The organism is Pseudomonas putida (genome assembly GCF_030159595.1).
Taxonomy (GTDB): Bacteria; Pseudomonadota; Gammaproteobacteria; order Pseudomonadales; family Pseudomonadaceae; genus Aquipseudomonas; species Aquipseudomonas putida_AC.
The window spans coordinates 1-12,019 of record NZ_BSKJ01000002.1 but is presented as its reverse complement, the minus strand read 5'-3'; the positions used below and the strand labels follow the sequence as shown (position 1 = coordinate 12,019).

At 60.1% G+C, this 12,019-nt stretch carries 11 protein-coding genes; 10 read left to right on the top strand and 1 reads right to left on the bottom strand.

What is annotated here, in order from left to right; all coding sequences use genetic code 11:
* Positions 1–98 precede the first annotated feature (98 nt).
* Positions 99–1,661 (bottom strand): AAA family ATPase, encoded by a 1,563-nt coding sequence (locus tag QQL85_RS04355; RefSeq protein ID WP_284353445.1) that lies wholly within the window; start codon positions 1,659–1,661, stop codon positions 99–101.
* Positions 1,662–1,775: 114 nt separating this feature from the next.
* Between QQL85_RS04355 and mrcB the strand changes: the two genes are divergently transcribed.
* The 10 genes from mrcB to QQL85_RS04305 form a co-directional block, all read left to right on the top strand.
* A complete protein-coding gene (gene mrcB / locus QQL85_RS04350; RefSeq protein WP_284353446.1) occupies positions 1,776–4,097 on the top strand; it encodes a penicillin-binding protein 1B in 2,322 nt (773 codons plus the stop codon).
* A 15-nt stretch (positions 4,098–4,112) separates the two neighbouring features.
* Positions 4,113–4,913 (top strand): tetratricopeptide repeat protein, encoded by an 801-nt coding sequence (locus QQL85_RS04345; RefSeq protein ID WP_284353447.1) that lies wholly within the window; start codon positions 4,113–4,115, stop codon positions 4,911–4,913.
* Positions 4,913–5,245, top strand: a complete 333-nt coding sequence (locus QQL85_RS04340) for a YqcC family protein (RefSeq protein WP_284353448.1) — start codon at positions 4,913–4,915, stop codon at positions 5,243–5,245. The genes QQL85_RS04345 and QQL85_RS04340 overlap by 1 nt, the downstream gene beginning before the upstream one ends.
* 408 nt (positions 5,246–5,653) lie before the next feature.
* Positions 5,654–7,378: an acetolactate synthase 3 large subunit gene (locus QQL85_RS04335; protein ID WP_284353449.1), complete on the top strand. Its 1,725-nt coding sequence runs from the start codon at positions 5,654–5,656 to the stop codon at positions 7,376–7,378.
* A gap of 1 nt (position 7,379) precedes the next feature.
* Entirely contained in the window at positions 7,380–7,871 is a 492-nt protein-coding gene (ilvN, locus tag QQL85_RS04330; RefSeq protein WP_003250040.1) for an acetolactate synthase small subunit, read from the top strand.
* A gap of 55 nt (positions 7,872–7,926) precedes the next feature.
* On the top strand, positions 7,927–8,943 hold the full coding sequence (ilvC, locus tag QQL85_RS04325; RefSeq protein ID WP_003250043.1) for a ketol-acid reductoisomerase: 1,017 nt from the start codon (positions 7,927–7,929) through the stop codon (positions 8,941–8,943).
* A gap of 150 nt (positions 8,944–9,093) precedes the next feature.
* Positions 9,094–9,945 carry a CDP-diacylglycerol--serine O-phosphatidyltransferase gene (pssA, locus tag QQL85_RS04320; RefSeq protein ID WP_264360806.1) on the top strand — a complete coding sequence of 284 codons (852 nt, stop codon included), beginning with the start codon at positions 9,094–9,096 and terminating at the stop codon, positions 9,943–9,945.
* Between the two features lie 79 nt (positions 9,946–10,024).
* Complete coding sequence (gene msrP / locus QQL85_RS04315; protein ID WP_284353450.1) at positions 10,025–11,038, top strand: protein-methionine-sulfoxide reductase catalytic subunit MsrP; 1,014 nt, start codon at positions 10,025–10,027, stop codon at positions 11,036–11,038.
* Positions 11,038–11,649, top strand: a complete 612-nt coding sequence (gene msrQ, locus QQL85_RS04310) for a protein-methionine-sulfoxide reductase heme-binding subunit MsrQ (protein ID WP_284353451.1) — start codon at positions 11,038–11,040, stop codon at positions 11,647–11,649. Before msrP ends, msrQ begins: the two co-directional genes overlap by 1 nt.
* A 157-nt stretch (positions 11,650–11,806) precedes the next feature.
* The coding region (locus QQL85_RS04305) for a hypothetical protein (RefSeq protein ID WP_284353452.1) at positions 11,807–12,019 on the top strand (213 nt) is incomplete at its 3' end.

Below are 12,019 nucleotides of genomic sequence, written 5' to 3'. Positions count from 1 at the left end.
GAGTGTAGCGGGGGTTGGAAAATGCGCGGCCTTTTGCCATCGGGGGTGACGAGATGCCCGGTAGGGGGCCTTCAGCGCCCTACCGGATATCGATTTGCTTACAGGCCAGGCAGGCGCTGACGAACCTGCTCGATCACCTGGTCCATGCTGCCAGCGTCCTGGGTATCGACCCGGGTGCTCTGCACCAGCTCTTGCGCATCCAGTGGCTCACGGCTGGCTTGCTGAGCCTTGACCACTTCCAGCGTGGCATCCGATGGGTCGCTTTTTTCAGCCTGGCGCTGTTCCAGCCAGCTGGCAATCACTGCCTCCGGCGCGTGGCAGTCGAGGATCAGGAACGGTACACCAGTCTGGTTGGCAACTTCCGCCGCAGCCCGGCGCTGTTCATGCTTGAGGTAGGTGGCATCCAGCGCCACCGGGAAGCCGGCTCGCAAAATGGTTGCTGCTATTTCGTGCAACCGTTGGTAAGTGGCCGCACTGGCGCTCTGGTCATAAATGCCGGTAGTCAGTTGACCGGCGTTCTCTTGCGGCTGTTCGCCGAACAGGCGCTTGCGCTCGACATCGGAGCGCACGCGAATGGCGCCCAAGGCCTCCACCAGGCGCATCGCTACATGGCTCTTGCCCACTGCCGAGACGCCATGGGTGATGGCCAGGAGACGCGAAGGAATGGCGCTATAGCTTTCTGCCAAGTTGGCGTAGTTGCGGTAGGTGCGCAGGGTGGTGGCCCGTTGCACGCCATCGGCATTGGCCGGCATGCTGAACAGCGCGACTTTGGCCCGTACCAGGGCGCGATAGGCTTTGTAGAAATTGAGCACTTCCAGGCCTTCATAATCGCCGGTCAGCTCCAGGTACTGGCTGATGAAGCGTCGTGCCAGGCATTTGAGGCCGCGGTCTTCCAGGTCCATGGCGAGGAAGCCGGTGTCGGCCCAAACGTCGGTCATGCGGAACGGTTCGTTGAACTCGATGCAGTCGAAGATCACTACTTGGCCGTTGATCAGGGTGGCGTTGCCCAGGTGGATGTCGCCATGACACTCGCGGGTAAAGCCATTGGCCTTGCGCGAGGCGAACAGGCCCTGCAGCCGCTCGAAGCTGCTGCGTGCCCAGGCCTGCAGGTTGTCCAGTTGCAGCAGGTCGGCCTTGTCGCTGAGGAATGGGCGGATCTGCTCGAAGTTCTGCTCGACCGGGGCCATGACGCTTTCAGGCGAGCCGTAGGGCTGCTCGGCCGAAACCTTGGGGGTCTGCAGGTGGAACTCGGCGATTTGCCGGGCCATCTGGTCGATGTGCGCGGCATTCAGTTCGCCATTGGCCTGCAGGGTGCTGAGCATCTGCCCCTGAGGGAACTGGCGCATCTTCAGTGCGTATTCGATGGCCTCGCCTTCGCCACCGATCTGCGGCGCTTCAACGCTACCGGTGACCGGCAGTACTTCCAGGTAAAGGCCGTCGGTCATGCGTTGGTTCAGGCGCAACTCTTCGTTACAGAAATGCGCGCGCTGGTCCAGGCTGGTGAAGTCGAGGAAGCCGAAGTTCATTGGCTTCTTGATCTTGTAGGCGTACTCGCCGGTGAGCAGTACCCAGGAGATATGCGTTTCGATGAGCTGGAACCCATCCACAGGGTGAGGGTACAGGGCTGGGTTCTGCAACGCAGTGATAAGGGCTTGGCTCACGGGAAATCCATCCGGGGCAGGGAATTCGAATGCGCCATTATGGTCAATGGTGCCGTCCCTGCCTACCGCCGGGCCGTCTGCCCAGCCTTTATAAAGTGCGTATAATCCGCCGCCATGACCCGAACCCGAAATCCCCGTACCCCTCAGAAACGCCCGACCGGCCGCTCCCGCGCCTGGCTGGGCTGGGCTTTGAAGCTCAGCCTGGTAGGCTTGGTGATCGTTGCCGGCTTCGCGGTTTACCTCGATGCCGTTGTGCAGGAGAAGTTCTCCGGCAAGCGCTGGACCATCCCGGCCAAGGTGTATGCCCGGCCGCTGGAGCTGTTCACCGGCCAGAAACTGAGCAAGAACGACTTCCTCACCGAGCTCGATGCGCTTGGCTACCGCCGTGAAAGCGCGGCCAACGGCCCGGGCGCTGCGGCGATCAACGGTAATACCGTCGACCTCAATACGCGTGGCTTCCAGTTCTACGAGGGCATGGAGCCGGCGCAGTTCGTGCGCGTGCGCTTCTCGGGCGATTATGTGGCGGGCCTTTCCGGTGCCAACGGCAAGACGCTCGACGTGGTGCGGCTTGAACCGCTGATGATCGGCGGCATCTACCCGAAAAACCTCGAAGACCGCATTCTGATCAAGATCGACCAGGTGCCCAAATACCTGCTCGAAACCCTGGTAGCGACCGAAGACCGCGACTTTTACAGTCACTACGGCGTGTCGCCCAAGTCCATCGCCCGGGCTATGTGGGTCAACACCTCGTCTGGCTCGATGCGCCAGGGCGGTAGCACCCTGACCCAGCAGTTGGTGAAGAACTTCTACCTCAGCAGTGAGCGCAGCCTCAGCCGCAAGCTGACCGAGGCGATGATGGCCATGCTGCTTGAGTTGCATTACGACAAGCGTGAGATCCTCGAGGCCTACCTCAACGAGGTGTTCGTAGGTCAGGATGGCCAGCGTGCTGTGCATGGCTTTGGCCTGGCCAGCCAGTTCTTCTTCAGCCAGCCGCTGTCGGAGCTGAAACTGCACCAGATCGCTTTGCTGGTGGGCATGGTCAAAGGGCCGTCCTACTACAACCCGCGGCGTTACCCTGACCGCGCCTTGGCTCGCCGCAACCTGGTGCTCGACCTGGTGGCCGAGCAGGGCGTGGCCAGCCAGGCGGAAGTCGATGCTGCGAAGAAGATGCCGCTGGGCGTGACCAAGCGTGGCAGCCTGGCTGACAGCTCGTTCCCGGCCTTCCTCGACCTGGTCAAGCGTCAGCTACGCCAGGACTACCGTGACGAAGACTTGACCGAAGAAGGTCTGCGTATTTTCACCAGCTTCGACCCGATCCTGCAGATGAAGGCTGAAACCTCGATGAGCGAGACCTTCAAGCGCCTGTCGGGGCGCAAGGGGGCTGACGAGGTGGAGTCGGCAATGGTCGTGACCAACCCGGAAACCGGTGAGGTACAGGCGCTGATCGGTAGCCGCCAGGCTGGCTTCGCCGGCTTCAACCGGGCCATCGACGCCGTGCGGCCGATTGGTTCTCTGGTCAAGCCGTCGGTGTACCTGACCGCGCTGGAGCAACCGAGCAAATACACCTTGACCAGCTGGGTGCAGGACGAGCCATTTTCGGTCAAGGGGGCTGATGGTCAAGTCTGGCGCCCGCAAAACTATGACCGCCGCCCGCATGGCACCATTTACCTGTATCAGGGGCTGGCCAACTCTTACAACCTGTCGACTGCCAAGCTCGGTTTGGAAGTGGGCGTACCTAACGTGATCAAGACCATCGGCCGGCTGGGGGTGAATGTCGACTGGCCAGCATTCCCGGCCATGTTGCTGGGCGCTGGTGGCATGTCGCCGATGCAGGTTGCGACCATGTACCAGACCATCGCCAATGGCGGCTTCAACACACCGATGCGCGGTATCCGCAGCGTGCTCACCGCTGAGGGTGAGCCGCTCAAGCGCTACCCGTTCCAGATCCAGCAAACCTTCGACCCGGGTGCCATTTACCTGGTGCAGAACGCCATGCAACGGGTAATGCGCGAAGGTACCGGGCGCTCGGTGTACAACACCCTGCCACGTTCGTTGACCCTGGCGGGCAAGACCGGTACCAGTAACGACTCGCGCGACAGCTGGTTCTCCGGCTTCAGCCAGGACTTGCTGGCCGTGGTGTGGATGGGCCGCGACGATAACGGCAAGACGCCGTTTACCGGCGCCACGGGTGCCCTGCAGGTGTGGACCAGCTTCATGAAGAAGGCCGACCCGTTGCCGCTGGACATGCCGCAGCCGGACAACGTGGTGCAGGCCTGGATCGACCCGTACACTGGCCATGGGTCCGATGGCAGCTGTCCGGGAGCGGTGCAGATGCCGTATATTCGCGGCAGTGAACCACCCGCCGGCGCGACCTGTGGCGGCGAGCAGGACCCAGTCGAATCGGTCATGGACTGGGTCAAGGGCTGGATGAACTAAGCACAGGCTGCATTGATGAGGTGTGACGTGAACAAGTGGCTGTTTCCTGCCGTGACGGCGCTGGCTGTGCTCCAGGGGTGCTCCAGCGTCCCGCGCGGCAATATTCCGGTGGTCGATTCGAGCACCCGCGTGTCCAATAGCGAACGCGTGACAGCCAACCGCTCGGCGGGTGGCTATAACACGGGCACCGCGCAAGCGCAGACGCTGCCTGAGGATTCCGGCGTGACCGTTATGATCCCGCAGGGCGCTGGCGCCTCGGGCATCCAGACGTTCCCGGCGGCCAATGGCGCGGCGCCGATCAGCACTTCGCCGATCACCCCAGGGCCGATCAGTACAGGCCCTGTCAGTTCGGCACCGATGACCACCAATCCAAACCCGATCGCCGACGAACCGTTCGACATCGCCGCGATGAGCAGTGCCCCGCAAAGCACCAGCGCACCAACCGGCATTCCGCGTAGCAGTGCTACTGGTGGCCTGTCGGCTGACGAGCAGCTGGATGGCCCGGTACTGGCACTGCTGACCACCGCCAAGACCCAGCAGGGCAGTGGTGACTTCAACGGCGCTGCTTCGAGCCTGGAACGTGCCCAGCGCATTGCTCCGCGTGAGCCGCAAGTGCTGTACCGCCTGGCTCAGGTGCGCCTGTCGCAAGGTGACGCGGCGCAGGCCGAGCAATTGGCGCGCCGCGCGCTCACTTACGCCAATGGCCGCCCAAGCCTGCAAGCCGAGCTGTGGAACACCATCGCCCAAGCCCGTGAAAAGCAGGGTGACAGCGCTGGCGCCGCACTGGCCCGGCAAAAGGCGCGGGTCAATTCGTGATGATCGAACAACGCATACTGGATATTGCCGACCACCTGCTGCTGATCGAGCGTGAGCTGCAGGTGCAAGGCTGGTGGGATGACGAGCCGCCAAGCGACGAAGCACTGGCCAGTACCGTGCCGTTCGCCGTCGATACCCTTGGTTTCGAGCAATGGCTGCAATGGATCTTCCTGCCGCGCATGAAGATCATCATCGAGCTGGGCCACCCGCTGCCCAATGCCTCGAGCATTCTGGTCATGGCCGAAACCGTGTTTACCGACCGCCCGGAGCAAAGTCGTGAGCTACGCCGCCTGTTGGCAGCTTTTGACCAATTGATCGCTCCTTCCGCCTGATTTCTTCAGTTTTTCCTTCAAGGGCCGCAGATTGTGGCCCTTTTTTTTGGAAATCTTATTAATTCTGCTGCTGAAGCGATTTTTAGTGGTGGCAGGAATTCATCTTCGTGAAAAATTGGCAATAATTTTTCTTGACTTGTTGGCGCCGAATCACAAGAATCCAACTTCCGCTTTAGAGGGACTGCCAGAAGCAGACCCGCTAAGCAGATCATGAGGTGCACACCCGCGCCGACCTGTTACACCCCGCAACGCGTTACCTCGCGCTGGGTGGGAAAACCCCGCAACACTCTGGGGCGCTCCCAATACTTGCTCAGTCAGTGCTGACGTTCGCTCATGCTCTGCTTGGCAGTAAACCTATTAAGACCCGTCCAGTGAGGGCGGTATTCTGGCGTTTTAGAGGTGAACAACGTGGAGCTTTTATCTGGCGCTGAGATGGTCGTCCGCTTCTTGCGTGACGAAGGCGTTAAGCACATCTACGGGTACCCTGGTGGTGCTCTCCTGCATGTTTACGACGCACTGTTCAAAGAACCGGAAGTGGAACACATCCTGGTTCGTCACGAGCAGGCGGCAACCCATATGGCGGACGGCTACGCCCGCGCCACCGGCAAGGCCGGTGTGGTGCTGGTAACCTCCGGCCCGGGTGCGACCAATGCCATTACCGGTATTGCCACCGCCTACATGGATTCGATTCCGATGGTCATCCTGTCCGGCCAGGTGCCTAGCACCATGGTAGGTACCGATGCCTTCCAGGAAACCGACATGATTGGTATCTCGCGGCCGATCGTGAAGCACAGCTTCATGATCAAGAACCCGACCGAGATCCCGGAAGTTCTGAAAAAAGCGTTCTACCTGGCGCAATCCGGTCGCCCAGGTCCAGTCGTGGTCGACATTCCAAAAGATATGACCAACCCGGCTGAGAAGTTCGAATACGTCTATCCGAAAAAGGTCAAGCTGCGTTCCTACAGCCCGGCGGTCCGTGGTCACTCCGGCCAGATCCGCAAAGCTGCCGAGATGCTGCTGGCTGCCAAGCGCCCGATCGTTTACTCCGGCGGCGGCGTGATCCTCGGCGGTGGCTCCGAAGCCCTGACCGAAATCGCCAAGTCGCTGAACCTGCCGGTCACCAATACCCTGATGGGCCTCGGTGGCTTCCCGGGTACCGACCGCCAGTTCCTCGGCATGCTCGGCATGCACGGCAGCTACACCGCCAACATGGCCATGCATAATGCCGACGTGATCTTCGCAGTGGGTGCCCGTTTCGACGACCGCGTTGTAAACGGCCCGGCCAAGTTCTGCCCGAATGCCAAGATCATCCATGTCGATATCGACCCGGCGTCGATCTCGAAGATGATCAAGGCCGACGTGCCAATCGTCGGCCCGGTCGACAGCGTGCTCAGCGAGATGCTCGGTATCCTCAAGGAAATCGGTGAGCAGCCTGACAAGGCGGCGCTGGATGCCTGGTGGAAGCAGATCGACGAATGGCGTGGCAATGGCGAGATGTTCCCTTACGACAAGGGCGACGGCAATGTCATCAAGCCGCAAAAAGTCATCGAAACCCTGTGCGAAGTGACTAATGGCGATGCCTTCGTCACCTCCGACGTGGGTCAGCACCAGATGTTCGCGGCGCAGTACTACCGCTTCAACAAGCCGAACCGCTGGATCAACTCCGGTGGCCTGGGCACCATGGGCTTCGGCTTCCCGGCGGCGATGGGCGTCAAGCTCAACTTCCCGGACCAGGATGTGGCCTGCGTGACCGGCGAAGGCAGCATCCAGATGAATATCCAGGAGCTGTCCACCTGCATGCAGTACGGCCTGCCGGTGAAGATCGTCAACCTGAACAACGGTGTGTTGGGCATGGTCCGCCAGTGGCAGGACATGGCCTACAACGGTCGTCACTCGCACTCGTACGTCGAGTCGCTGCCTGACTTCATCAAGCTGGCCGAGGCCTATGGCCATGTGGGTATCCGCATCACCAGCCTGAAGGACCTCAAGCCGAAGCTGGAAGAAGCGTTTGCGATGAAAGACCGTCTGGTGTTCATCGACATCGCGGTTGACCGCAGTGAGCACGTCTATCCGATGCAGATCAAGGATGGCTCGATGCGTGACATGTGGCTGAGCAAGACGGAGCGTACCTGATATGCGGCACATCATTTCCCTGCTGCTGGAAAACGAACCGGGTGCTCTGTCCCGCGTGGTCGGCCTGTTCTCCCAGCGCAACTACAACATTGAAAGCCTGACCGTGGCGCCGACCGAAGACCCGACCCTGTCGCGTCTGACGCTGACCACCGTTGGCCATGACGAAGTGATCGAACAGATCACCAAGAACCTGAACAAGCTGGTCGAAGTGGTCAAGCTTGTCGACCTGTCGGAAAGCGCTCACATCGAGCGTGAACTGATGTTGGTCAAGGTCAAGGCCACCGGTGCCCAGCGCGCCGAGATCAAGCGCACCACGGATATCTTCCGTGGCCAGATCGTCGACGTGACCGCCAGCGTGTACACCGTGCAGCTGAGCGGTACCAGCGACAAACTGGACAGCTTCATCCAGGCGATCGGCACTGCATCGATTCTCGAAACCGTGCGCAGCGGCGTTACCGGCATTGCCCGTGGCGACAAAGTGCTCAGCATCTAAATTCAAAAATTAGCGATGGCTCCGCAGGGGCCGAGATATAACCAGGGGTATTTTCATGAAAGTTTTCTACGATAAAGACTGCGACCTTTCCATCATCCAGGGCAAGAAAGTCGCCATCATCGGTTACGGCTCCCAAGGCCACGCTCAGGCGTGCAACCTGAAAGACTCCGGTGTAGACGTTACCGTCGGTCTGCGTAAAGGTTCGGCTACCGTTGCCAAGGCTGAAGCCCACGGCCTGAAAGTTGCTGACGTTGCTACCGCTGTCGCTGCGGCTGACCTGGTCATGATCCTGACCCCGGACGAGTTCCAGGGCGCTCTGTACAAGAACGAAATCGAGCCGAACATCAAGAAGGGCGCTACCCTGGCCTTCTCCCACGGCTTCTCGATTCACTACAACCAGGTTGTTCCGCGTGCCGACCTCGACGTGATCATGATCGCGCCGAAGGCCCCGGGCCACACCGTTCGCTCCGAGTTCGTCAAAGGCGGCGGTATCCCTGACCTGATCGCTATCTACCAGGACGCTTCGGGCAACGCCAAGAACGTCGCCCTGTCCTACGCTTCGGGCGTTGGCGGCGGCCGTACCGGTATCATCGAAACCACCTTCAAGGACGAGACCGAAACCGACCTGTTCGGTGAGCAAGCCGTTCTGTGCGGCGGTACTGTCGAGCTGGTAAAAGCCGGTTTCGAAACCCTGGTCGAAGCTGGCTACGCGCCAGAAATGGCCTACTTCGAGTGCTTGCACGAGCTGAAGTTGATCGTTGACCTCATGTACGAAGGCGGCATCGCCAACATGAACTACTCGATCTCCAACAACGCCGAGTACGGTGAGTACGTCACGGGTCCGGAAGTCATCAACGAAGAATCCCGCAAGGCCATGCGCAACGCTCTGAAGCGCATCCAGGACGGCGAGTACGCGAAGATGTTCATCTCCGAAGGTGCTACCAACTACCCATCGATGACCGCCAAGCGCCGCAACAACGCCGCTCACGGCATCGAAATCATCGGCGAGCAACTGCGTTCGATGATGCCGTGGATCTCGGCTAACAAAATCGTCGACAAGACCAAGAACTAAGTCTTATCGATAGATGAAAAACGCGGCTTCGGCCGCGTTTTTTCGTTCTGGCAGTCTGCTTCTGGTATAAAGCAGACCAGTGGCCTGCTGTCAGAACCTGTTTCGCGGGCCCGTGTCGAACATTTTCCATCCTGTTGCAAGGTACCCTCCATGAGCGAACGTCCCGAAGAGCCGAACAAGCCCTCCGACGCCGAAAGCCTGCTACCTGTCGATGAGCACGTTGAAGAAGGGCATGACGCCGAAGGCCGCAAGGTGCGCCACCGCGGCATCTACCTGCTGCCCAACCTGTTTACCACCGCCAACCTGTTTGCCGGCTTTTATTCCATCATCAACTCGATGAGCGCGCAGAGCGCCCTGAGTGCCGGTGACCCGCGCGAGGCGAGCAAGTACTTTGCCTTTGCCGCCATCGCCATCTTCGTGGCCATGGTGCTCGACGGCCTGGATGGCCGTGTCGCGCGCATGACCAATACCCAGAGTGCCTTTGGCGCCGAGTACGACTCGCTGTCGGACATGGTTGCCTTCGGCGTGGCCCCGGCCCTGCTGGCCTTCGGTTGGGCGCTGGGTGACATGGGCAAGGTCGGCTGGATGGTGGCCTTCATCTATGTGGCCGGTGCAGCACTGCGCCTGGCACGCTTCAATACCCAGGTCGGCACCGCCGACAAGCGCTACTTCATCGGCCTGGCCAGCCCGGCTGCCGCAGGTGTGGTGGCGGGTACCGTGTGGGCGTTCAGCGACTACGGCATCCAGGGCTCCAAGCTGTCGTTCCTGGTGGCGCTGTTGGTAGCGGCTGCCGGCATGCTGATGGTCAGTAACATCAAGTACAACAGCTTCAAGGAGCTGGACCTCAAAGGGCGCGTACCGTTCGTGGCCATCCTGGCGGTGGTGCTGGTGTTTGCCGTGGTGTTCAGCGATCCGCCGCGCATCCTGCTGCTGATCTTCCTCGCCTATGCTGCATCGGGGCCGATCCAGTTCCTGTTGAAGGCGCGCCGGCGCAAAGCGTAAAAAACGCTTAATGCTGGAATAACCCTCCGGCTCCATAGTCTTACTGGTACATCCGTTATCCAGTGCTGTGGAGCCGCCCATGCTCATCAAGCTTCCCAGGTCTTCCGAGTGCAAGGCGTCGGAGATCACCCCCGAAGGCATCTACCTTTCCCGTCGCACCCTGCTGGGTGGCTCGTTGGCCGGCCTGGCGCTGGGTGCATTGCCGCGCATGGGGCTGGCGGCAGAGCCCAGTCGATATGCCGAAGTCGAGGCGGGCAAGGCGCCAGGCTGGTTCAGTGACAAGCTTTCTTCTGCTCACTGGCAGGCTGTTACGGTACAGGGGGAGGCGATCACGCCTTTCAAGGATGCCACCCACTACAACAACTTCTATGAATTCGGCCCCGACAAGGGCGACCCGGCGGCTAATGGCGACAGCCTGCAGACCGAGCCGTGGTCGGTTGTAGTGGATGGTGAGGTAGGTAAGCCAGGCCGCTATGCGCTGGAAGACTTCGTTAAACCCTATCAGCTTGAAGAGCGCATCTACCGGTTGCGTTGCGTCGAAGCCTGGTCGATGGTCATCCCTTGGCTGGGCATTCCCTTGGCGCAGGTGCTCAAACAGGTCGAGCCGACTTCGAAGGCGCGCTATGTGCGTTTCGAGACATTGAAGGACCCGCAGCATATGCCGGGTCAGCGCTCCGGGTTCGCCCTGATCGACTGGCCTTATAGAGAGGGGTTGCGACTGGACGAGGCAATGCACCCGCTGGCGATCCTGGCGGTGGGCATGTATGGGCGGGCGTTACCCAACCAGAATGGTGCACCGTTGCGGTTGGTGGTGCCCTGGAAGTATGGCTTCAAGAGTATCAAGTCGATCGTGCGCATCAGCCTGGTGGCTGAACAGCCCGGTACCACTTGGCAAGGGCTGGCGCCGGATGAGTATGGCTTTTATGCCAACGTGAACCCGACGGTCGACCACCCGCGCTGGACCCAGGCGCGTGAGCGGCGGTTGCCCAGCGGGTTGTTCAGCCCCAATGTGCGCGAAACACAGATGTTCAATGGCTACGCTGATGAAGTGGCCTCACTGTACAGCGGGCTAGATCTGCGGAAGAACTATTGATGCGCTATCCCTGGTTTCGCCTGGCCATCTTCGTCGTGGGCTGCCTGTTCCCGGCGTGGTGGTTGTATGAGGCGGCGATGAACCTGCTGGGGCCGGACCCTGGCAAGATCATGATGGATCGTCTTGGGCTCGGGGCGCTCACTTTCCTGCTGGTGACCTTGAGCATGACGCCGCTACAGAAACTGACAGGCTGGTCGGGCTGGGTCGTGGTGCGTCGGCAGTTGGGGCTGTGGGTGTTTGCTTACATCGTGCTGCACATCCTGGCCTACCTGTTCTTTATTCTGGGGCTGGATTGGGGGCAGTTGGCGGTGGAGCTGCGTAAGCGGCCTTACATTATTGTGGGGGCGCTGGGGTTCCTCGGCTTGCTGGCCTTGGCGGTGACCTCGAATCGCTATAGCCAGAGGCGGTTGGGGGCCAGGTGGAAGAAGTTGCACCGGTTGGTGTATGTGATTCTTGGCTTGGGGTTGTTGCACTTTTTGTGGATCGTGCGCTCGGACCTCAGGGAGTGGGCAATCTATGCAGGGGTTGGCGCTTTACTGATGTTGCTGCGTATTCCAGCTGTTACGCGTGCTCTGCCCAAGGTTGCCCGTGGGCGTGGGAGGGCGGTTTGAAACATTTCTGAAATTAAGGGTTGACGCGCTTTCGAATCCCCTTATAATGCGCCCCACTTCCAGCGACATCGGAACGACAAACTCCTTGAGATTCAATGAGTTAGGTGGTTCAGGTGGAGTTGAAAGGGCTACGATCGAATGATCGCAAGCGGTTGAAATGGTGGTTGACAGCGCTTCTAAACGCTGTATGATTCGCCTCCCGCTACGAGAGATCGCAGCGAGCCAAGTGTTTGAAGCTAAACGAGTTTCTCGCAAAAAACTTCAAAATAAACGCTTGACAGGCTCTGAGGAAAGCGTAGAATGCGCGCCTCGGTTGAGACGAAAAGCTCTTAACCAAACGCTCTTTAACAAATTGAATCAAGCAATTCGT

Bases quoted from the DNA above. Each gene is read 5' to 3' on its own strand.
- mrcB (WP_284353446.1), top strand. From the start codon at position 1,776: ATGACCCGAACCCGAAATCCCCGTACCCCTCAGAAACGCCCGACCGGC.
- QQL85_RS04345 (WP_284353447.1), top strand. From the start codon at position 4,113: ATGAGGTGTGACGTGAACAAGTGGCTGTTTCCTGCCGTGACGGCGCTG.
- QQL85_RS04340 (WP_284353448.1), top strand. From the start codon at position 4,913: ATGATCGAACAACGCATACTGGATATTGCCGACCACCTGCTGCTGATC.
- ilvN (WP_003250040.1), top strand. From the start codon at position 7,380: ATGCGGCACATCATTTCCCTGCTGCTGGAAAACGAACCGGGTGCTCTG.
- ilvC (WP_003250043.1), top strand. From the start codon at position 7,927: ATGAAAGTTTTCTACGATAAAGACTGCGACCTTTCCATCATCCAGGGC.
- pssA (WP_264360806.1), top strand. From the start codon at position 9,094: ATGAGCGAACGTCCCGAAGAGCCGAACAAGCCCTCCGACGCCGAAAGC.
- msrP (WP_284353450.1), top strand. From the start codon at position 10,025: ATGCTCATCAAGCTTCCCAGGTCTTCCGAGTGCAAGGCGTCGGAGATC.
- msrQ (WP_284353451.1), top strand. From the start codon at position 11,038: ATGCGCTATCCCTGGTTTCGCCTGGCCATCTTCGTCGTGGGCTGCCTG.